The following is a 21,707-nucleotide window of genomic DNA, read 5'->3' as shown; positions in this document are numbered from 1 at the left end:
AGTCCGGCCCTTAACTGTTCCCCGGCGAAGGCCGGTGCCCAGAACTGTAGTGTACTATCGTCTGGACCCCGCCCTTCGGCGGGGAACATCAAATCATCGTCACCTCACAACCTCAAACCACTCCAGTCCGGCCCTTAACTGTTCACCGGCGTAGGCCGGTGTCCAGAACTGTCCCGTCCGATCATCTGGACCCTGCCCTGCGGCAGGGAACAGAGTCACTTCACAATATCATCCCACAGATCATTCCAGTCCGGGTTCATTCGTTCGATCCGCTTGAGCTTCCACTGTCGGTTCCAGTTTTTCATCCGGCGTTCGGTAGCCTGGCTTCCTGAATGTCGTCATAACCCTCATACCAGACCAGCAATTTGCATCCGTGCTTTTTCGTAAATCCCTCGAACAATCCCTGGCGATGCTCGTAGACCCGCTTCGGAAGATTGCTCGTCACACCCAGATAGATCGTCCCATTCTTTTGGCTCGCCATGATATAAACATATCCCGGCTTGCCCATTTCCGTTCACCGACCGCATTGTTCACCGGCGAAGGCCGGTGCCCAGAACTGTAGCGCACTATCGTCTGGGCCCTGCCCTGCGGCAGGGAACAAAAAATGCGGTCCGCTTCAAACAATCAAACCAGCTCCTTCAACATCGCGTCCAGCGTGATGCCCAGTTCGCTCGGCGAAGGCGACACGCGGATGCCCGCTGCTTCCATCGCGGCGATCTTGTCTTCCGCGCCGCCCTGGCCGCCGGAAACGATCGCGCCGGCATGGCCCATGCGGCGTCCCGGAGGCGCCGTAAGGCCAGCGATAAAGCCGACCATCGGTTTGCTGCGGCCCTTCTTGGCTTCATCAGCAATGAATTGCGCCGCTTCTTCTTCCGCGCTGCCGCCGATTTCACCGATCATGATGATCGACTTGGTTTCGTCGTCGGCCAGGAACAGTTCCAGCACGTCGATGAAATTGGTGCCGTTGACCGGATCGCCGCCAATGCCGACGGCTGTGGTCTGGCCGAGGCCAACCGCCGTGGTCTGATGCACCGCTTCATAGGTGAGCGTACCGGAACGCGAGACCACGCCGACCGAGCCTTCTGGAAAATGCTGCCGGGCATGATGCCGATCTTGCATTCGTCGGGGGTCAGGACGCCGGGGCAGTTCGGGCCGATCAGGCGCGACTTGGAACCTTGCAGCGCGCGCTTGACGCGGACCATGTCGAGCACGGGAACGCCCTCGGTGATCGCAACGATCAGCTCGATCTCTGCGTCGATAGCTTCGAGGATCGAGTCCGCTGCAAATGGCGGCGGAACATACACAACAGAAGCCGTCGCGCCGGTTGCTTCCTTCGCTTCGGCAACCGTGTCAAAATTCGGCAGCCCGATATGGGTCGTGCCGCCCTTGCCCGGCGTAACGCCCGCAACCATCTGCGTGCCATAAGCCAACGCCTGTTCGGTGTGGAACGTACCGGTATTGCCGGTCATGCCCTGGGTGATAACTTTGGTGTTCTTGTCGATTAAAATGCTCATTCTATTCCTTTCTGAATTCTGCCATGCCCCATAATAACAACTATCAGCGATCTCCGTCTCTCAGCGATCGCTGACGCTCCAAATACTGCTGGGTGGGCTTTTTTAATTTCGAAAGCTGAATTACGTTGAAGTCGGTACTCAGTTCGACACCTCGAATCTGGAAACTTATATCTTCGGGAAAAACTCGAAATACAGATTATTTTTACTGCATTCCCATCTGACATTCTGCCGACATTTCTTCAACGGAACAACTTTTCCCGCATATTTCAAAGAAATGAATTTATTGGCTCTATCCAGGGACAATTGCTGCGCCACCACTGAACAGCCGCTGGTATATTCATGTCCCCACGCATCATTATTATCGAAAAAACCAGATAAGCGGTCTCTTGCTCACCAAGCTGATAAACGGACACCAACTTTTTTACGCCTCGATAATATTGACGAACCCAAAAAGGCAAATCACCAAATTCCCGCTTGTGCGCTTCTCCCTCTCTAAATTTAACGCTACCTTCCGCACAAGCTGACCAAAAGATGTCAAGAAGCCGAGGCCCATCTATCGGTGCTGCGCCGCTTATCGCCAGATTTAGAGCCAGATAATTGAACACCAAATTTACGCCAGGCTCGGATCCAGCCCCTTGCAAGCTTCCAGCAACTCCTTCACCGCATCGACCGACACATCGAAATTGCCCTGGGCTTCTTCGCTCAGTTCGATTTCGATGACCTTCTCGACACCGTCTTTGCCGATGATGACCGGCACGCCGACATAAAGATCGTCAACGCCATATTGGCCAGTCAGGTGAGCCGCAGCAGGCAGCACGCGGCGTTTGTCCTTGAGATAGCTTTCCGCCATCATGATCGCGCTGGTCGCTGGTGCGTAATAAGCCGAACCATTGCCGAGCAGCTGGACGATTTCGCCGCCGCCGGAGCGGGTGCGCTGGACGATCGCGTCGATCTTGTCCTGCGTGGTCCAGCCCATCTTGATCAGATCGGGGATCGGGATGCCGGCTACTGTCGAATAAGCCGGAACCGGAACCATCGTGTCGCCGTGGCCGCCGAGAACGAAAGCGGTGACATCTTCGACCGAGACGTTGAATTCTTCAGCCAGGAAGTGACGGAAACGGGCGCTGTCGAGCACGCCGGCCATGCCGACCACCTTGTTGTGCGGCAGGCCGGAAAATTCGCGCAAAGCCCAGACCATCGCGTCGAGCGGGTTGGTGATGCAGATGACAAAGGCGTCGGGTGCGTTGGCCTTGATGCCTTCGCCAACGGCCTTCATCACTTTCAGGTTGATGCCGAGCAGATCGTCGCGGCTCATGCCGGGCTTGCGCGGGACGCCTGCAGTCACGATGATCACATCGGCACCGGCAATATCGGCATAGTCGCTGGTGCCTTTGAGCTTGCTGTCAAATCCGTCCACCGGAGCGGCCTGCGCCAGATCAAGCGCTTTGCCGGCCGGCATGCCCTCGGCGATATCAAACAGGACGACATCGCCCATTTCTCTGGAAGCAGCGAGGTGGGCGAGCGTGCCGCCGATCATGCCTGCGCCGATCAGCGCAATCTTGTTACGGGCCATGTGGGAAATTCTCCTAATATAGAGTCGAAAAGTAACTTAATGGCTGGATTAGGCCCCTGTTATGACAAATTCAACCGCAGAAAGCACCATTTTGACCGCTATCTTTGCAATTGGTTCGCAGTAGCAATAGTGGCGCATCAACCTCGTCATCCTGAACTCGTTTCAGGACCTCCAACGGTTCTCCCTCTCCCGGGATACTGAAACAAGTTCAGGATGACGGGCAAAACCAAAACATGCTTCCAAGTCTTCCATTCTTTTGCGTTGCAAAGTGAAATCCAAATGGCATGATGCGAAGAAAAAGAGGATGCAACATGCTGACAAAGGGCGACGAATATCCGCTGCACCAGACGCCGGAACCAATGGCTTTATCGGGCGGCAACCGCAATTTCTACGACCGCTATTTCTTTAACGGCTATAGCGCCGATGGCAGCATCTTCTTCGCCGCCGCGCTCGGCATCTACCCCCAGCTCGATATCATGGACGCCGCCTTTTGCGTCTCGATCGACGGCAAGCAATATAATCTGCGGGCTTCCAAGAGAATGGGAAGCGAAAGGCTCGACCTCACGGTCGGCCCGATCACCGTCACCATCGTCGAACCGCTAGAGAAGCTGCGGATAACGGTGGCGGGTAATGACAGTCCGGTCACCGCCGACATCACTATTACCGCCCGCCACCAGCCAATCGAGGAACCGCGCTTCATCCGCCGCGAGGGGCCCCGGCTGATGATGGATTACACCAGAATGACGCAAAATGGCGACTGGTCGGGCACCATCACAGTCGATGGGCAGGATATCGATATCGCCAATTGCCGCGGCACCCGCGACAGAAGCTGGGGCATAAGACAAGTCGGAGCCTCCGAATCGCAACCACCACCGGCAGGCGAATTTCCGCAATTCTGGTGGCTCTGGACACCGCTCAATTTCGACAATCACGCCTGTTTCTTCCACAGCAATGACGACGGCGACGGTATGCCGTGGAACCGCCGCGGCGTGGTCGATCCGATTGGCAGGAGCGCGCTCGAGTTCGAGCCGAAGGCCATTGATCTCAGCTATCATTCCGGTTCCCGCCGTATCAAACAGGTGCAGCTTGAAACCGGCACCGGATCGCTCTCGATCACACCGCGCACAGGCGATGCCGCTCGAACATTCTACATGTCCGGCCTCGGCTATCTCCATCCGGTCTGGGGTCACGGCATGGATCACGGCGATCTCGAGGTCGGCCATGATGTCATCACCCTCGACCCCGCACCGGCAATCGACATGACCACCATCCATATTCAGGCGCTCAGCGATGCTGTGCTCACCGTCGATGGTCGGGAGCATCACGGCATCGGCGTGATCGAACAACTGTTCATCGGCCCACATGCGGCCAGCGGCCTCGCCGGCATCATGGACCCGGCAGCATGAGCGGCCGCTTCCCTATGCGCCCCGAAGAATTTGAGAGCGCCTTCGTCGAGAAGGTTTTGCTGCCACTCCCGGATCGCTCCGATCGCTGACCCATGAACCGGTCGGCACTGGGCAGGTTTGCGACAGCTATCGCTTCACCTGCGACTGGGCGGAAGAAGGCCATCCGGAAACCTTTATCGCCAAATGCCCAAGTGCCGATCCGGTCAGCCGGGGCGCCGCCGCGATCTTCCATCTCTATGATATGGAAGTGGGCTGGTATCGGGATATTGCCGATAATTGTAGCGCTCTCTGCCCGAAATCCTACCATGCCGACATCGCGGAAAACGAGCAGGAATTTGTGCTGCTTCTTGAAGACATGGCCCCCGCCTCCCAAGGCGACCAGCTGGCCGGCGCGTCATTGGCTCAGGTGGAGACAACATTGGCGCAAGCCGCCGCGCTCCACAATTTTCAACTGGCCAGCGGGTTCGACAACCTGGAATGGCTGGATCACGGCACCGGCAACAGCCAGTTTCTCGAGTCCAGCCTGCCCGCCGGCTATCCGGTCTTTCGCGAGCGGTTTGCCTCCCTGCTTTCACCGGAAATACTGGATCTCGGCCAGCGGCTGGTCGACGGGATCGGAACCTATATCGCGCACGAACCGGCACAACAAACAATCACCCACGGGGATATGCGGCTCGACAATATCCTGTTCCATGCCGATGGCCGGATCGCGGCGCTGGTCGACTGGCAGACCTGCTCTCTCGGCAATCCGGCCAATGATGTGGCCTATCTGATCGGGACCAGCTTCGCCGATCCGGAAGAGAGGCGCAAACAAGAGGAAAAGCTGGTCAAAACCTATTTGTCGAACCGGCCAAATGCACCCGCCTTCGAGATTTTCTGGGACGAATATCGCCGCCATGCCTTTTCCGGCTTTCTGATGGCGATCAACGCCTCGCTGCATGTCGAACAGACAGAACGCGGCGACAGGATGTTCGCGGCAATGGCGGAGAGACCAGCGCGAATGGCGATCGATCTGGACAGCCTCAGCCTGCTCTAGGAGGCGGCCCCGTGGCCGAGAGCCAGATAGTCATCGGATTGCATTTCGAGCAGCCGCGATGCGGTGCGTTCGAACTCGAAAGCCCCGTCGCCTTCCGGATAGAGCGCATCGGGCTCGGCGTCCGCACTGGCCAGCAGTTTGACCCGATATTCGTAGAGCGCATCGATCAAGGTAACAAAGCGCGCGGCCTCGTTGCGATTCTCTTTGGACAGCACGGGAATGCCGACAATGATCACGCTGTGATAGTGGCGCGCTATCGCGAGATAGTCCTGCGCCCCCCGCGCTTCCGCGCAAAGCCGCTTGAACGAGAAGACCCCGACCCCCTTGAGGGATTTCGGGACGGTCAGCATCCGCCCGCCCTGCACCTCTATCTCGGCCGACGGCACGTGGGCGCGGTCCTCGGGGGGATAGTCGGTCAGGCGGAAAAAGGCTTCGCTCAGCGCTCTGGTCGCGGCCTCGCCATTGGGCACATGCCACAGGTCGACATCGCCCAGTCTTTCGCGCCGGTAGTCGGTCGGCCCGTTGAGCGAAATCACATCCAGCCTGGTCTTGAGTAGGTCGATGAACGGCAGAAAATGCTCGCGGTTGAGACCGTTTTTATAAAGATCGTCGGGCGGGCGGTTGGATGTCGTGACAATGGTCACCCCGGCCTCGACCAGACCGGTGAACAGGCGCGACATGATCATCGCATCGGCGCTGTTGTTGACCACCATTTCGTCAAAGGCCAAAAAGCGCGCCTCGCTGGCCAGCGCCTTGGCGACCGGGATCACCGGATCGCCCTGTTCCTTCTTGCGCTCCTCATTCAGCCGGGCGTGTACATCAAGCATGAACTCGTGAAAATGCGCGCGTTTTTCCGCTGGATGCCGAGATTGTTATAGAACAGGTCCATCAGCATCGACTTGCCGCGTCCGACCCCACCCCACATATAAATACCCTGGGGTGCCGCAGGTTTCTTGCCGAAGGCCCGCCACAATATGCTGCCGCGCGGCGGCACGGCTTCCAGCTCTTCCTGCAAACGGGCGAGCCGTTTGGCGCATGTTTCCTGATCGGGATCGGGTTTCAGTTCCCCTTGCGCGATCAGATCCAGATAGCGCTGGTAGAAGCTGCTCATTGCAAATCTGTTTTCTGGCGCGGCGCCTTTTTCACGATGGCGGTGAAAGAGGCCATATTGTCCTGGCCCTTGTCGCCCTGCACGACCAGCCCGCGCATGAACAGGAAGCGCCCGGTTTCGCGCGTGATCTCGACTTGCGCCTCGAGCGGCTCGTCCATCCGCGCGGAACCGATAAAATGGGTCTGCAGTTCGAGAGTGACCGCGTAGCCCGACGGGCCGAGGTCAAGTACCCGCATCGCGGCAAACAGCGAACAGTCGATGAAACCCATCATCGTTCCGCCATGGACCGCATCGCCGAGATTACGGTGCTTGCGCTCGGGAAACATGCGCACCCGGGCGATAGCGTCATCGAGACCATCGCCGCCGCGCCGGACAATCATCTTTCCCAGAAAGCTGTTATAGCAATCGGGATCGTTCAGCTGCCATATCTTCCAGTCCGGATTATCCGGATCGGGCTCGGTGATGACAAAATTGCGCTCTGCTTCAGACATGAATGGGCGCCGGCTTTCGAATCAGACTTCGCGCGAGGCGGTCATCTTCTTGATTTCGGCAATCGCCTTGGCCGGCGACAGACCCTTGGGACAGGCATTGGCACAATTCATGATCGTGTGGCAGCGATAGAGCCGGAACGGATCTTCCAGTTCATCGAGCCGTTCACCGGTCATTTCATCGCGGCTGTCGGCGAGCCAGCGATAGGCCTGCAGCAGGATAGCGGGGCCAAGGAATTTGTCGCTGTTCCACCAGTAGCTGGGACAGCTGGTCTGGCAGCACGCACAGAGGATACATTCGTACAGCCCGTCCAGCTTGTTCCGGTCTTCCGGCGATTGCAGCCGCTCCTTGCCCGAAGCGTCGGTGTAACCGTTTTCAGCCAGGGCTGAATCGAGGCATATTGCGCGTAGAAATGGGTGAAATCGGGAACCAGATCCTTGATCACTTCCATATGCGGCAGCGGCGTGATCGTCACCTTGCTACCGCAATCCTCGATCGCGGTGGTGCAGGCCAGGCCGTTTTTGCCGTTGATGTTCATCGCGCAGGAACCGCAGATTCCTTCGCGGCAGGACCGGCGGAAGGTCAGCGTGGCATCCTGTTCCGACTTCATCTTGATCAGCGCATCCAGAACCATCGGTCCGCAATCGTCGGTGTCGATTTCGAACGTGTCGTAGCGCGGGTTCTCGCCCTTGTCCGGATCATAGCGATAGACTTTGAACGGTCGCTTTTTCCCGCTGGTCAGCGCCTGATGCAACTCGCCCGTCTTGCGGATCTTACTATTCTTGGGGAGCGTGAAAGTAGCCATGTTTGTCGGATTCCCTTGTTCTGCGGATCGGCATAACCAAGAAGTGCAGCTATCTCAACCGTTTTGCACTGCAAAAAGACTAGTGGGCTTCCAATTCCTGCAATCACTTGTGGCGATCGAAAAAGGCGACCATGTCATCGAGCACCGGCGCCTTGTGACGAAAGGGCTTGGCCAGCGCCATCATGATCTCGAGATGATCGATATCGGGATATTCCACATATTCCGCGTCCCCGCCCGCCGCAAGAATCCGGTCGCGCAATATCCTGCTGTTGCGCGGTCTCACCTGGGTGTCGTTGCTGCCGCTGGACAGCCAGAGCGGCGGCGCATCCGCCCGGACAAAATTGACCGGCTGGGTCATTTCCGGATCAGGATATTCGCCAAAGCTCTGCTTCGTGGTTTCGGAATCGAACGGATAGAAATCATAGGGTCCGGCCAGCGCTGCCACGCCCCTGATCAGATCCGGAGTTTTACCCTCTCGGCCAAGCCATTGCCGGTCGAGCGCGAGCATCATCGCATTATAGGCGCCAGCGGACTGGCCGGACAGGAATATTCTCTCCGGATCACCTCCGTGCGTCGCGATATTGTCGTGCACCCAGGCCAATGCCTTTGCGCTGTCTTCCAGAAAGCCGGGAAAACGGGTGTTGGGAAACAGCCGGTAATCGGGAAGGACCACCATATAGCCGCGATTGGCCAGCGCCCGCCCGGCAAAGGCATATTGATCCTTCGCCCCGGCGCGCCAGCCGCCGCCGTAGATGAAAACGACAACCGGCAGCGGTTCGTCCGCTAGGGTTTCCGGGGTCCAGATATTGAGCCCCAGACCCAGCTCGTCGTCATAGGGCTGGTCCTGCACCAGCAGCCGGGCATCGCTGTCGCCCGGGACGATATTATTGACCATATCCAGTTGCTTCGGCCCCGGCTGCGCAAGGAACCACCAGGCAAAACCCCCGCAAGCGAGGACAATTATCGCAATCATGACAAGCCATTTCATGCACCAGGCCTTAGCCAGCAGCTCTGACGCTGGCAATGGCGCTCCGGTCGGCAGAGCAATGGCGAAGCACCGCCGGGGCAGTTACTCATCAGTCTGCGCCTATTTTTTGCCCGAGCGCTAAGCGAAATGGTCGCTCGTCAAGCCGGTCAGCAATAGAGAGATAGAAAATGCCGCATTTTGCGATAAAGAGGAGCTCAACCGTCTGGTGGTAAATGGGAAAAGTAGAGATCTGTGTCGGAAAATAGGCTCTCCAGCTGGTTCAGCAGCGAGGATTCGCTGGTCCGCGTGTTCCGCAACAGCAGCTGGCTGTTCTCCGCCAAGGGAATCGGCGCGATCCTTAGCATCTTCTATCTCGCGATACTGACCCGCACTTTGGGGGTTGCCGGCTTTGGCGAATTCATGATCATCGTCGGCGCCGTACAGGTCTTGTCGGCAGTTCTGAAATTGCAGACCTGGCAGGCGGTCGTGCAATTTGGCGTGCCCTATCTGCTCGCCGGCCAGCATCAGGCCTTCAGGAAATTGTCGGCGCAAAGCTTCTGGATTGAACTGGCTGGCGGGCTGATCGCATGTGCCACCTTATGGTTGTTGCTCCCTTATGGCGCGACCCAATTTGGCTGGAACGAACCGGTCGAACAGGCTGTCATGGGCTATGGCCTGATTGTTTTTCTGGCGGTCCGCTCGACGCCGACCGGTATATTGCGGGCGCAGGACCGGTTCGGCGGCAACGCTTTCGGCGATGCCATCATTCCGGTCATCCGCTTCACCGGAGCGCTCGCCCTGTTCCTGACCCGGCCGTCGATGACCGGATTCCTGATCGTCTGGGGGCTTTCCGAATTTGTCAGCTTCATGGTGATGTGGCTGATGGTCTGGCGCAGGCAGGAGCAGAATCAATCCCTTCGCAGCGCAACCAGTCTGCCCGTGCCGGCGCCGGGCCGCAGGGAATTTGCGGCATTTCTCTTGTTCACAAATTTCGCCTATCTGATCAGCGTGATCCGAGAACGGCTGGTGGTTGTCATCGTCGGTTTCTTTGTCGGCCCGGCCGCTGCCGGCCTGTTCCGTCTGGCCGACCAGATCGCCAACAGCCTCAACCGGCTCGCGGAAGTATTCGCCCGTCCGCTTTTTCCGAACTGTCCCGCCTTTTCGCTATCGGACAATCGCGCAAATCCAGAGCCTTGTTCTGGCGGTCCTTGCGGGTTTCGGCGCTCAGCGGCGGCGTCCTTTTCCTCGGCTTGCTGCTGCTAGGGGAACAGATCATCAGCCTGATTTCAGGCCCCGAATATCTCGCCGCCTTCCCTCTATTGCTGCTGCTGGGAGCCGCGACCATTATCAGTCTGGCGGGGCTGGGTCTGGAACCGCTGCTTCAGGCTGCGGGCAGAGCCAGAAATGCACTTCTGATTCGGTTGGTAGGCCTGATCGCGCTTGGGCTGCTCATGGCGTTTTCACTGCCTCGATTCGGTACAATCGGCGCGGCCTGGGCCATGCTGATCTCCGCAATATTGACCAGCATCATCCTGCTCGCGTCGAGCCGGGCGGTGATCAGCAAGCCCCGGCAACCGGTCCGCAAATTGCGATAAGCATAAAAAAGGCGACCCGCAGGCCGCCTTTTTCGCAATTCGATTTGGTTTCGCTTAACGCTTGGAGAACTGGAAGCTCTTGCGCGCTTTTGCCTTACCGTATTTCTTACGTTCAACCTTACGGCTGTCACGGGTAAGAAAGCCTTCTGCCTTCACGGCCGACCGCAAAGCCGGTTCATATTTGGTCAGGGCCTGCGAAATGCCGTGCTTGACCGCGCCGGCCTGTCCGGAAAGACCGCCGCCTTTAACCGTAACGTCCACGTCATATTGACCTTCGCGCTCGGTGATCGCGAAAACCTGGTTGAGCACCAGACGCAGGGTCGGGCGAGCGAAATAGGTTTCCTGGTCACGACCGTTGATCGTGATCTTGCCCTTGCCGGGCTTCAGCCAAACACGGGCAACCGCGTCTTTACGGCGACCGGTTGCATAGGCACGGCCATATTTGTCCAGCTCCTGCTCGCGCAAAGGCATGGTGGAGACGGGAGGCTCAGCGGCTACGGTTTCGGCGTCCGCTTCAGCAGCAGCCGGTGCATCGACCACAGCCGGGCCAGCGATATCTTTAAGATCAGCGAGATCGGTTTTACGTCAGACATTATGCGCCCACCTTGTTCTTACGGTTCATCGAAGCGACGTCGAGCGCCACCGGGTTCTGGCCGTTATACGGATGCTCGGTACCGGCAAAACGTGCAAGGCACGCATCTGGGCGAAGCCAAGTGGTCCCTTGGGGATCATCCGCTCGACAGCTTTTTCCATGACGCGCTCGGGGAAACGGCCTTCGAGGACCTTTTCCGCGGTCGTGCCGCTGATGCCGCCGGGATGGCCGGAGTGCTTGTAATAGGTTTTCTGCTTGGTCTTGTTGCCGGTGAACTTCACCTTCTCGGCGTTGATCACGATGACATGGTCGCCGCAATCCACATGAGGGGTGTAGCTTGGCTTGTGCTTGCCGCGCAGGATATTGGCGATAATCGATGCAACCCGGCCAACGACCAGATCTTCGGCATCAATGATATGCCATTTCTTTTCGACATCAGCTGGCTTGGCCGACTGTGTCTGTTTCGTGATACCCTTCATGGGGTGGCTCCTTCTTGGAGAGTGGATAGATTCAGAAATGATAAAAGCCGGACACACAGTTCCGGCCGACTGCGGCGCTATTGGCGTTGTTTTTTCCGCAAGTCAAGCGAAAGCGGGGCTTTGCTGGAGGGTATAATATTACCGCAACCTCTTTTAGGCCTGCGGCCGACCGATCAGATGTACGCCCCACGTGCAGGATGCGACAACCAGCGCCCCGACCGCCTGATGCAGCACCGCAAGATGAATATTGATCCCCGTCATGACGGTAGCTATCCCGAGCAATATCTGGATTCCGAAGGCAGTGTGGATGGCGATCGACGCCCTGCGGTCGATGGGCCGGACCTTCCGGGCGAGGACGACGAGAAAGCCAACAGCGACCCAGGCCCACCAGCGATGAATGAAATGGATCAGATAGGGGTCGTTATTGAGCGCATTCCAGATGCCCGTTCCCCAATCAATCCCGCCTGGGATGAAATAGTCGTTCATCAGCGGCCAGCTGCTCGATACATAGCCGGCGTCCAGACCCGCAGTATAAGCGCCGAACAGAAGCTGTACAAACAGAACAGCTATCGTCGCCAGCCCAAAGCCGGTCAGACGCGAGGGTTTTGGCCGGCCGGCGGCCAGCTGCCGCAAGTCAAGCGCCGTCCAGACCAGCCCGCCCAATATGAAAAGCGCAGTCAGTAAGTGTACTGCCAGCCGGAAATGGCTGACATCGGTCCGCTCGCTGAGGCCGGAACTGACCATCCACCAGCCGATCGTGCCCTGCAATCCGCCAAGCGCCAGCAAAGCCACCAGACGCCAGCCGTAACCGGATGGAATCGCCCGCTTCACCGCGAACCACAGCAGCGGCAGTGCAAAGGCCACACCGATCAAACGCCCGAGCAGCCGGTGCACCCATTCCCAGAAATAGATGAATTTGAAGTCTGCGAGCGTCATGCCAGCGGGGCCGTTGATCTCGAGATATTCGGGAATCTGTTTATATTTTTCGAATTCTGACAACCAGTCCGCTTCGCTCAGCGGCGGTAGCGCGCCGGTCACCGGCTTCCATTCGGTTATGGAGAGGCCCGATTCGGTCAACCGGGTGATCCCGCCGACGACAACCATGATGAATACCAGAAAGGCGACGGAATAGAGCCAGTTGGATAGGGCGACGGGGCGAATCCGGGCGGAAGTTAAATGTGAGGGCATCGACGCGGATATATCGCGTCAGGATTGCGAACAATCAAGCAGCCGATTCAATTTTCTCTTTCTATTTTGCCGTTGTGACCTTGCGGACTTCAGTTGTTTCCAAACCACAGTATGACATTATTTCTTTGAATCGCGCATCTCCACTCATTGGATAATCGATCTCCCTGCGTCTGGAATTTTCGCGTTTGCTTTCACCAACTATCCCGACGACAATATTCTCAAGAAGGTTCCTCTCCGCATCACGATCCAAATTTTCTGCGCTGACCCTCCAGCGTTTGGTGTCGTTTTCCGCCATCACCACTCGCTCGCGCATAAGAGCGCAAAACCAGTTTTTCTGAGAAACGTTGAGAGTTGCAAAATCATTTGTAAGTCTCGTCGTCTCTTGGGACACCTGCTTCGTTTGCGAATGAATCGAATCAATCGATTTTTTTAATGCAGCGAGCACGTCGTTTTGGGATCCACTGCAGTAACGATCCTCAAGTTCGGAATAGCATCGATTGTCTTCTGAACCACTCGCAATTCTCCGCGAAGCGTTTCGACATCGCCTTTTACGAGACGTATATCCGATTTTTCCGAGAAGTCGGTTTTCGCAAATTTCGCCGACAAGGACTTGAGAGAGCTTTGCATCTGTCTCAGCCCGATAGGAGAGAGCTCGTTGATGTTGGTAATGTATATTTCCCGCTTGCCATCCAAAATGTTCCTGACCGGAGGCAGATCGTGCTTCAGCAGCTTCACATCATTTCTAAGCTCTTCTGCATCTGCATGCTCAACCGCGCCGGCTCCGAATAGGATCGTCCCGATAAACGGAATTACCAATCCCTGCATCAGCCCCTTGTCATTATCAGCTTCCGAACCCAATCGTGGGTAAATCAAACCAAATCCCATAACGAGAATACAAGCGACAACCATTTTGGCCAGACCTTCGTGAGGGGAACTTTCCAATGGGTCGACAGTCCAAAACATGACCGCATGACGGGCTCCGGCATCAGTTCCCTGCGGTGGAATTTTTTCTGCCGGCAGCGGAATAGTTACTGCAAATTGACTATCCGGAAGCGTGTCCTCCGGATAAGCATTCACCAATCCGATCAAAATATAGAATGACAAAAGGCCAGAGGGAATGGCGGTTCCCAGCGCGGCTATATCGAGTCCCGGAATCTTGCTTCGCCACTGGTCTGGAGGGTTGGTGAACGCAACTTGGGAATTGAAAAACAAGAAACCTGTCAACAAGCACAGACCCAATAGCAGCAGCATAGCCGCATAAACCGCGAGAGCTTCATCGGAAATAGCAGCGCGTTCGGACGGTAGAATCAGATAAACGGTAGCGATAAAAAAGAACAACCATCCCGCAAAGCACAAAAAGCTCCAAATCTTAGCGGTCCGTTCTTTTTGTTTCCAGTAGAAAACTATAGATTAGATTTTTCGATTCCCCGTCCTGCATAGCCGCCTCCAGCGTTAATCTGTTCTGCGACTCTAATTCTGTGTTCTGCACATTGTGCGTGACTTCCGTCACGGTCAGCCAAGCCTACTGGTCATTTGCCGGATTTCCTTTTCGGAACGGCATGCTCAGATATCTGGCGCTGACCCAAAGCTCACATCAATTGATCTCCTCCCGCAAAATGATATGTTGTATCTTAACAAGCTTTTTCCTATATCCATCACACACAAACAATAAGCGAGACAGTGAGTCGTGTTTACGACAGCGAAATTCTGGGACAGAAACGGTCTGATGGTCAGGGATGGCCTGTGGGACCGTATCGCCGTGCTCATTTCCGGTCTGTGCCTGGCGCATTGTGTCGCAACCATTGCCTTTGTCGCGCTCCTGTCCTCGGCGGGCGGTATGTTCCTCAATCCGCTGGTCCATGAAATCGGGCTGGGAATAGCTATTGCCCTGGGCTTCTTCGCTCTGGGCCGCGGCGTGCTCGACCATGGCTATATCATGCCGGTTGCGATCGGCAGTCTGGGACTGGGCATGATGATGGGCGCGATCACCCTTGGCCATGACAGCGGTCATGATGGCCGCGAGGTTCTCTACACCATGCTGGGCGTCGGTTTGCTGGCCCTGGCCCATGACCTGAACTACCGCGCCACCCATTGAGCTGCTGCCCATTGCCCTCGCGGCGAAACATCCCTAAATTGCCCTTATGGGTAAACATGATCATCATGAGCATCACGGCGAATCCTTAGCCGACGCAGCGCGCGCCAATCTGGAGAAATCCGGAGAAAAGTGGACCGATACACGCGCCGCCATCTTCGAAGCGCTGGCCGGATTCTCGCGTCCGGCTTCGGCCTATGACATCGCAGAACTGGTTTCCACAGCACGCGGCAAGCGGGTTGCCCCGAATAGCGTCTACCGGATACTCGATTTGTTCGTCGCCAATAATCTCGCGATGCGGATCGAAAGCGCCAATGCCTATCTCGCCAACAGCCACCCCGGTTGTGAACATGACTGTATTTTCCTGGTCTGCGACAGCTGTGGCGAGGCCACCCATATCGACGACGACCCCCTGTCCCAGCAAGTGCGCAAGGTCGCAAAAACCAGGGTTTCAGTTCCATCCGGCCGGTGATCGAGGTGCGTGGCATTTGCCAGAAATGCACGTGAGCCGATCCGATTGTCAGCAAATGTTAACAAGCAGCCTGCTGAAAGTTCGACAGCGCATGGCAATGCCGTTAGAACTGGAAACAAACAGGGAGTGAATATGCCAGTTTCGAATACACCATTGCTGGATGATGTTTCCTTCCCGGCCGATCTGCGCAAATTGAAGCCCGCGCAACTCCGCCAGTTTGCCGACGAATTGCGCGCCGAAGTCATCGACACCGTGTCCACGACCGGCGGTCATCTCGGCGCCGGCCTCGGCGTTGTCGAACTGACCACGGCGATCCATTATGTTTTCAATACGCCGGAAGACCGCCTGATCTGGGACGTCGGCCATCAATGCTATCCGCACAAGATCATCACCGGTCGCCGCGACCGGATCCGGACCCTGCGTCAGGGCGGCGGTCTCTCCGGCTTTACCAAACGTTCGGAAAGTGAATATGATCCTTTCGGCGCCGCGCATAGCTCGACCTCGATCAGCGCGGCGCTCGGCTTTGCCATTGCCAACAAGCTGAACGACAAGCCCGGACGCGGCATTGCCGTGATCGGTGACGGCGCGATGAGCGCCGGCATGGCCTATGAAGCGATGAACAATGCCGAGGCGGCCGGCAACCGGCTGGTCGTCATTCTCAACGACAATGACATGTCGATTGCACCGCCGGTCGGCGGCCTGTCGGCCTATCTTGCCAGAATTGTCTCCTCCCGCGAATTTCTCGGCGTGCGTCAGCTGGCGCGGCGTATTGCCCGCAAGCTGCCCAAACCGCTGCACGACGCAGCGCGCAAGACCGACGAATTTGCCCGCGGCATGACCATGGGCGGGACTTTGTTTGAAGAACTGGGCTTTTATTATGTTGGTCCGATTGACGGGCATAATCTGGAGCATCTGATTCCCGTGCTGGAAAATGTGCGCGACGCGGCGGAGGGACCTTGCCTGGTTCACGTGGTCACGGAAAAGGGCAAAGGCTATAAATTTGCCGAGGAAGCCGCTGACAAATATCACGGCGTCGCCCAGTTTGATGTGGTGTCCGGCAAGCAGAACAAGGGGCCCGGTGGCGGACCGCCGGCCTATCAGAACGTCTTTGGCGAAACTCTCGCTAAGCTCGCTGACAGCGATTCCCGTATCTGCGCGATTACCGCTGCGATGCCGTCGGGCACCGGCGTCGACAAATTCGCCAAGGCGCATCCCGACAAGGCCTTTGATGTCGGCATTGCCGAACAGCATGGCGTTACTTTCGCAGCCGGTCTGGCCGCGCAGGGCATGCGGCCGTTTTGCGCCATCTATTCCACATTTCTGCAACGCGCCTATGACCAAGTTGTCCATGACGTGGCGATCCAGAATCTGCCGGTGCGCTTCGCCATCGACCGGGCCGGTCTCGTCGGCGCAGACGGCAGCACCCACGCCGGATCGTTCGACGTCACCTATCTGGCGACCCTGCCCAATATGGTGGTGATGGCCGCCGCCGATGAAGCGGAACTGGCGCATATGACCTATACCGCCGCGCTGCACGACAGCGGCCCGATCGCCTTCCGCTATCCGCGCGGCAATGGCACCGGCGTTCCGATTCCGGAAAAGCTCGAACGGCTGGAAATCGGCAAGGGCCGGATCGTCAAACAGGGCACCAAGGTTGCGATCCTGTCGCTCGGCGCCCGGCTCGAAGAGGCCAAGAAAGCGGCAGAACGGCTCGAAGCCAAGGGGCTCAGCACAACCGTCGCCGATCTCCGTTTCGTCAAGCCGCTCGATGAAGAATTGATCCGCAAATTGCTGACCACCCATGAAGTCGCGGTGACGGTCGAGGAAGCCTCAGTCGGCGGCCTCGGCGCGCATGTCCTGACCTATGCGTCCGACAATGGCCTGACCGACGCCGGCCTGAAAATCCGCACCATGCGCTTGCCTGATGTGTTTCAGGATCAAGACAAGCCGGATCTCCAATATGCCGAAGCGGGACTGGATGCGGATGGTATTGTTGACACGGTGCTGAAAGCGCTGCGGCACAATAGTGCAAATGTCGAGGATACGGGGGTCCGAGCCTAACCGATATTGCTGCTTGTGATTGCGGGAAACGGTGTTTAGTCGCTTCGGCATGCCACCGCAATTTTCCCATATCGATCACTGGATTTTCGATCTCGACAATGTTCTCTATCCGGTCGAGTGTGATCTGTTCGCGCTGATCGATATCAAGATGGGTGAATATATCGCCCGGGCGCTGGATTGCGATCCCGTCGAGGCGCGGAGGATCCAGAAGGAATTTTTCCACGATCATGGCACCACGCTCGCCGGGCTGATGCACAATCATGGCACCGACCCTAATGATTTTCTCGATTTCGTCCACGATATCGATATGGATCGCCTGGCACCTGCCCCTCTCGTTCGCGATGCCATTGCCGCGCTGCCCGGCGAAAAACTGGTCTTTACCAACGCAGACCGGCCCTATGCCCAGCGGGTGCTGGAAAAGCGCGGGCTCGACGGCCTGTTTCACCAGATGCACGACATCCTGGACACCGGCCTCGTCCCCAAGCCCAAGCCGGCTGCATATGAAAGCATGATCGCCGCCACCGGCATCGACCCGACCCGCGCTCTGTTCGTCGAAGACATGGCCCGCAATTTGCGTCCGGCGAAAGATTTGGGCATGACCACCGTGTGGATCAACACCGGCGCAGAATGGGCTGGCCGCGAGCATGATCCCGCCTATATTGACCACGAAATTACCGATCTGGAAAGCTGGGTCACCGGCCTCCACAAAGCGAAGGAAGAAACACCGACATGACCGCAGCATTGCAGACCATCATCGACGACGCCTGGGACAAACGGGAATCCCTCGGCCTGACAACGCAGGGCGAGGTCCGCGATGCCGTGGATGCGGCGCTTGCCATGCTCGACAATGGCAGCGGCCGGGTCGCCGAGAAAAAAGACGGCCAGTGGGTCGTCAACCAGTGGCTGAAAAAGCGGTGCTGCTCTCCTTCCGGCTGAACGACAACAAGCTCATTGATGGCCCCGGCGGCGCCAATCACTGGGACAAGGTTCCCAGCAAATTTGCCGGATGGGGCGAAAACCGTTTCCGCGAAGCCGGTTTCCGCTCGGTTCCGGGATCCGTGGTCCGGCAGGGTGCCTTCATCGGCAAAGGTGTCGTTCTGATGCCCAGCTTCGTCAATATCGGCGCCTTTGTCGACGAAGGGTCGATGGTCGACGGCTGGGCGACTGTGGGCAGCTGCGCGCAGATCGGCAAGAACGTCCATATTTCCGGCGGCGCCGGCATCGGCGGCGTGCTGGAACCGCTGCAGGCCGATCCGGTGATCATCGAGGATGGCGCCTTTATCGGCGCACGGTCGGAAGTCGCCGAAGGCGTTCGCGTCGGCGAGGGTGCGGTGCTTTCGATGGGCGTCTATCTCGGCGCGTCGACCAAGATCGTCGACCGCGACACCGGCAAGATCTGGATGGGTGAAGTTCCGCCTTATTCGGTTGTCGTGCCGGGCACATTGCCGCCAAAAGTCGCTGTTGATGGCGCGCCGCAACCGTCGCTCTATTGTGCCGTGATCGTCAAGACGGTCGACGCGCAGACCCGGTCCAAGACCGGCATCAACGAATTGCTGCGCGACTGATGGCTACCGGGGTGGATCAGGTGAAGGTAACGCTGGAACCGAATGACCACCCCTATCGCAATGGTGCCTGGACTCCGGTTTCGAGGAAGTCGACACGGATGAACTCGAAATAATCGGGACGATTCCGGCCGATATCGACGGACTCTACGTCCGCAATACCGAGAATCCGGTGCACGACAGTATCGCCCGCTATCACCCCTTTGACGGTGACGGGATGATCCATGCGATCCGCCTGCGCAATGGCAAGGCCAGCTATCGTAACCGCTTTGTGCGGACCGAAGGCTTCGAGGCCGAGCAGGAAGAAGGCGGCCCCTTGTGGGTGGGGATCATGGGCAAGCCTGATGATTCCAAGCGCAAGGGCTGGGGCGCGCATGGCAGCGTCAAGGACAGCAGCTCGACCGACGTCGTGGTTCACGCCGGCGCGATCCTCTCGACCTTCTATCAATGCGGTGAAGGCTATCGGCTCGATCCGGAGACGCTGGAGACCCTCGGCACGGCGGACTGGGTTCCTGAGGACGGCATTTCCGCCCATCCGAAAGTCGACGAGGCCACCGGCGAATTGCTGTTCTTCAACTATTCGACCACGGCGCCCTATCTCCATTATGGCGTTGTCGGGCCGGACAATGCGCTCAAGCATTTTGTGTCCATCGAACTGCCCGGCGCGCGCCTGCCGCATGATATGGCATTCACCGAGAATTTTGCCATTTTCAACGACTGCCCGCTTTACTGGAAGCCGGAACTGATCGAGCGGAATCTCTATATCCCCGCTTATCATCCCGACGAGCCCACCCGCTTCGGGATCATCCCGCGCATGGGCCAGCCGGAGGATATAAAATGGTTCGACGCGAAGCCAACCTACGTCCTCCACTGGACCAATGCCTATGAAGAGGGCGATGAAGTCGTCCTCGACGGCTATTTCCAGAATGAACCGGTGCCGGCACCGCTGACCGATTTCCCGGCGGGCTATGAAAGCATGGGCGCGAGCATCGACCTGCACAGTTTCAAACCCGAACTGCACCGCTGGCGTTTCAATATGAAACCGGCGAGGCCCGCGAGGAGACATTGTTCGACGACTATCCGGTCGAATTCGGGATGATCAACCAGCAGATCGCCGGCAAACCCTATCGCTATGTCTATAGCGTCACCGGCGAGCCGGGCTGGTTCCTGTTTAACGGCCTGAGCAAACATGATCTGGAAACGGGTGAAACGGAACATCTGAGTTTTGGCGAGCAACGGTTTGGATCCGAAGCGCCATTCATTCCGCGCGCCAATGCGCAGTCAGAGGATGACGGCTATCTGATCAGCTTCATCACCGATATGGCGCAGGACCGGTCGGAATGTATCATCATTGACGCGCAGGATATTGCGGCCGGCCCGGTCTGCACGATCATCTTGCCGCACCGGATTAGCAGCGGCACCCATGCAACCTGGGCTTCGGCGGAGCAGATAGGGAAGTAATTCCATCCTCTCCCAAAGGGAGAGGCAAGTGGAACTTATCAGCTTGCTGATTAGTGGAACTCGGTGAGGGTCGTGAAGCTTCGAAGAGTTCAACCCCTCACCGACTGCGACTAAGCTGCTGAAGCAGCAAGTCTTGTTGCCTATCCCGTTGGGAGAGGATGAAGATCAATCAAACAACTCTCCGTCCACTTCCTTCCCGGCAGGCGGCGTCAATCCGAGATGTTTCCAACCGCGATCATTCAGCGTCCGGCCGCGCGCGGTCCGGGCAATCAGGCCGAGCTGGATCAGATAAGGCTCGATCACTTCCTCCACCGTGTCCCGCGGTTCCGAAAGGCCCGCTGCGAGCGTCTCCACACCGACCGGACCGCCCTTGTAGACATCCGCAATCATGTAAAGATAGCGCCGGTCCATCGCGTCGAGACCGATGCTGTCGACTTCGAGACGGATGAGCGATTCATCAGCGATTTTCCGGTCGACCAGTCTCGTGCCCGCGACATTGGCAAAATCCCGCACCCGGCGGAGCAGGCGACCGGCGATCCGCGGCGTGCCTCTGGCGCGGCGCGCCACTTCGGTGGCACCATCGGGCGCAATATCGAGATCGAGCAGCCGCGCAGCGCGATGGACGACCTTTTCCAGTTCCTCGGTGGTATAGAAATTGAGCCGCACAGGTATGCCGAAACGGTCGCGCAGCGGCGTGGTCAGCAGCCCCTGCCGCGTAGTCGCGCCAATCAGGGTGAAAGCGGGCAGATCAATCCGGACGCTGCGCGCCGACGGACCTTCGCCAATGATCAGATCGAGCGCGCGGTCTTCCATCGCCGGATAGAGCACTTCCTCGACCACCGGATTGAGCCGGTGGATCTCGTCGATAAACAGGACATCGCCTTCTTCAAGATTGGTCAACAGCGCTGCAAGATCGCCGGATTTGGCGATGACGGGCCCGGAAGTGGCGCGAAAGCCAACGCCCAGTTCGCGTGCAATGATCTGCGCCAGCGTGGTCTTGCCCAATCCGGGAGGGCCAAAGAACAACACATGATCGAGCGCCTCGCTACGCCCCTTGGCCGCCTCGATAAACACGCGAAGATTGCCACGCGCCGCTTCCTGCCCGATAAATTCGTCGAGCGTTTTCGGACGCAGCGCGGCGTCGATGTCTTCGACTTTGCGTTCGCTAGAAACCATCCGTTCGCTCTCAACTTCACTCATGCAAAGTGACCTAGCTCATCCGTCATTCCCGCGAAAGCGGGAACCCGGTTCTTTGGATCACCAGTGGGCAATAGTTCGCGCGAAGCCGCGAAGGCGCGAAGATA

Annotated in this window: 16 protein-coding genes and 8 pseudogenes; 10 read left to right on the top strand and 14 right to left on the bottom strand. The window is 57.8% G+C overall.

Annotation, left to right across the window (positions count from 1 at the left end; genetic code table 11):
• Nucleotides 1-215 precede the first annotated feature (215 nt).
• From C8024_RS03825 to mdh, 4 genes and pseudogenes are all read right to left on the bottom strand, one after another.
• A pseudogene (locus C8024_RS03825) lies at nt 216-508 on the bottom strand (GIY-YIG nuclease family protein).
• A gap of 116 nt (nt 509-624) precedes the next feature.
• Nucleotides 625-1,514 (bottom strand): annotated as a pseudogene (gene sucD, locus C8024_RS03820) (succinate--CoA ligase subunit alpha).
• Between the two features lie 266 nt (nt 1,515-1,780).
• Complete coding sequence (locus tag C8024_RS03815) at nt 1,781-2,119, bottom strand: hypothetical protein (RefSeq protein ID WP_173202994.1); 339 nt, start codon at nt 2,117-2,119, stop codon at nt 1,781-1,783.
• A 5-nt stretch (nt 2,120-2,124) separates the two neighbouring features.
• Nucleotides 2,125-3,087 carry a malate dehydrogenase gene (mdh, locus tag C8024_RS03810; RefSeq protein WP_173202993.1) on the bottom strand — a complete coding sequence of 321 codons (963 nt, stop codon included), beginning with the start codon at nt 3,085-3,087 and terminating at the stop codon, nt 2,125-2,127.
• 311 nt (nt 3,088-3,398) lie between these two features.
• On the opposite strand from mdh, the gene C8024_RS03805 reads away from it, so the two are divergent.
• Together C8024_RS03805 and C8024_RS03800 are read left to right on the top strand one after the other, a co-directional pair.
• On the top strand, nt 3,399-4,493 hold the full coding sequence (locus C8024_RS03805; protein WP_173202992.1) for a hypothetical protein: 1,095 nt from the start codon (nt 3,399-3,401) through the stop codon (nt 4,491-4,493).
• An 85-nt stretch (nt 4,494-4,578) separates the two neighbouring features.
• Nucleotides 4,579-5,529 carry a phosphotransferase gene (locus tag C8024_RS03800; RefSeq protein WP_173202997.1) on the top strand — a complete coding sequence of 317 codons (951 nt, stop codon included), beginning with the start codon at nt 4,579-4,581 and terminating at the stop codon, nt 5,527-5,529.
• On the opposite strand, the pseudogene zapE reads toward C8024_RS03800, so the two are convergent.
• The 4 genes and pseudogenes from zapE to C8024_RS03780 all read right to left on the bottom strand — a co-directional run bounded on the left by zapE (nt 5,526) and on the right by C8024_RS03780 (nt 8,922).
• Nucleotides 5,526-6,640, bottom strand: a pseudogene (gene zapE, locus C8024_RS03795) (cell division protein ZapE). The gene C8024_RS03800 and the pseudogene zapE sit on opposite strands and share 4 nt — an antisense overlap.
• Nucleotides 6,637-7,131, bottom strand: coding sequence for a PaaI family thioesterase (locus C8024_RS03790; RefSeq protein ID WP_173202991.1), 495 nt, complete (start codon nt 7,129-7,131; stop codon nt 6,637-6,639). The pseudogene zapE and the gene C8024_RS03790 overlap by 4 nt, the downstream one beginning before the upstream one ends.
• A 21-nt stretch (nt 7,132-7,152) precedes the next feature.
• Nucleotides 7,153-7,934, bottom strand: a pseudogene (locus tag C8024_RS03785) (succinate dehydrogenase iron-sulfur subunit).
• Nucleotides 7,935-8,037: 103 nt separating this feature from the next.
• Nucleotides 8,038-8,922, bottom strand: a complete 885-nt coding sequence (locus C8024_RS03780) for an alpha/beta hydrolase (protein WP_173202990.1) — start codon at nt 8,920-8,922, stop codon at nt 8,038-8,040.
• 231 nt (nt 8,923-9,153) lie between these two features.
• Here C8024_RS03780 and C8024_RS03775 point away from each other — a divergent pair, with 231 nt between their 5' ends.
• Together C8024_RS03775 and C8024_RS03770 are read left to right on the top strand one after the other, a co-directional pair.
• Nucleotides 9,154-10,164, top strand: coding sequence for an oligosaccharide flippase family protein (locus C8024_RS03775; protein WP_173202989.1), 1,011 nt, complete (start codon nt 9,154-9,156; stop codon nt 10,162-10,164).
• Nucleotides 10,152-10,496, top strand: a complete 345-nt coding sequence (locus C8024_RS03770; RefSeq protein WP_173202988.1) for a polysaccharide biosynthesis C-terminal domain-containing protein — start codon at nt 10,152-10,154, stop codon at nt 10,494-10,496. The genes C8024_RS03775 and C8024_RS03770 overlap by 13 nt, the downstream gene beginning before the upstream one ends.
• Before the next feature lie 54 nt (nt 10,497-10,550).
• Here the strand turns inward: C8024_RS03770 and rpsI are convergent, their stop codons facing one another.
• The 5 genes and pseudogenes from rpsI to C8024_RS03745 form a co-directional block, all read right to left on the bottom strand.
• Nucleotides 10,551-11,036, bottom strand: a complete 486-nt coding sequence (rpsI, locus tag C8024_RS03765) for a 30S ribosomal protein S9 (RefSeq protein ID WP_367947140.1) — start codon at nt 11,034-11,036, stop codon at nt 10,551-10,553.
• Nucleotides 11,037-11,088: 52 nt separating this feature from the next.
• Nucleotides 11,089-11,567 (bottom strand): annotated as a pseudogene (gene rplM / locus C8024_RS03760) (50S ribosomal protein L13).
• Between the two features lie 153 nt (nt 11,568-11,720).
• Nucleotides 11,721-12,755: a COX15/CtaA family protein gene (locus C8024_RS03755; protein ID WP_173202987.1), complete on the bottom strand. Its 1,035-nt coding sequence runs from the start codon at nt 12,753-12,755 to the stop codon at nt 11,721-11,723.
• A gap of 61 nt (nt 12,756-12,816) precedes the next feature.
• Nucleotides 12,817-13,200: a hypothetical protein gene (locus C8024_RS03750; RefSeq protein ID WP_173202986.1), complete on the bottom strand. Its 384-nt coding sequence runs from the start codon at nt 13,198-13,200 to the stop codon at nt 12,817-12,819.
• Entirely contained in the window at nt 13,185-14,093 is a 909-nt protein-coding gene (locus C8024_RS03745; protein WP_173202985.1) for a hypothetical protein, read from the bottom strand. Before C8024_RS03745 ends, C8024_RS03750 begins: the two co-directional genes overlap by 16 nt.
• 388 nt (nt 14,094-14,481) lie before the next feature.
• Between C8024_RS03745 and C8024_RS03740 the strand changes: the two genes are divergently transcribed.
• From C8024_RS03740 to C8024_RS03715, 6 genes and pseudogenes are all read left to right on the top strand, one after another.
• The gene (locus tag C8024_RS03740) at nt 14,482-14,850 is read left to right on the top strand and encodes a MerC domain-containing protein (protein ID WP_100092987.1); all 369 of its coding nucleotides are present in this window, start codon (nt 14,482-14,484) and stop codon (nt 14,848-14,850) included.
• 46 nt (nt 14,851-14,896) lie between these two features.
• Nucleotides 14,897-15,354 (top strand): annotated as a pseudogene (locus C8024_RS03735) (Fur family transcriptional regulator).
• Between the two features lie 97 nt (nt 15,355-15,451).
• Nucleotides 15,452-17,380: a 1-deoxy-D-xylulose-5-phosphate synthase gene (gene dxs, locus C8024_RS03730; protein ID WP_173202984.1), complete on the top strand. Its 1,929-nt coding sequence runs from the start codon at nt 15,452-15,454 to the stop codon at nt 17,378-17,380.
• A 49-nt stretch (nt 17,381-17,429) separates the two neighbouring features.
• Nucleotides 17,430-18,113, top strand: a complete 684-nt coding sequence (locus C8024_RS03725; RefSeq protein WP_173202995.1) for a pyrimidine 5'-nucleotidase — start codon at nt 17,430-17,432, stop codon at nt 18,111-18,113.
• A pseudogene (dapD, locus tag C8024_RS03720) lies at nt 18,110-18,945 on the top strand (2,3,4,5-tetrahydropyridine-2,6-dicarboxylate N-succinyltransferase). The gene C8024_RS03725 and the pseudogene dapD overlap by 4 nt, the downstream one beginning before the upstream one ends.
• 67 nt (nt 18,946-19,012) lie before the next feature.
• Nucleotides 19,013-20,403, top strand: a pseudogene (locus C8024_RS03715) (carotenoid oxygenase family protein).
• A gap of 165 nt (nt 20,404-20,568) precedes the next feature.
• On the opposite strand, the gene ruvB reads toward C8024_RS03715, so the two are convergent.
• Entirely contained in the window at nt 20,569-21,603 is a 1,035-nt protein-coding gene (gene ruvB, locus C8024_RS03710) for a Holliday junction branch migration DNA helicase RuvB (RefSeq protein WP_173202983.1), read from the bottom strand.
• Nucleotides 21,604-21,707: the final 104 nt, after the last annotated feature.

This window comes from Sphingopyxis sp. BSNA05 (assembly GCF_013265645.1).
Lineage (GTDB): Bacteria > Pseudomonadota > Alphaproteobacteria > Sphingomonadales > Sphingomonadaceae > Parasphingorhabdus.
Note: the sequence above shows the minus strand (reverse complement) of the source record. Positions and strands in the feature narration are given on the sequence as shown.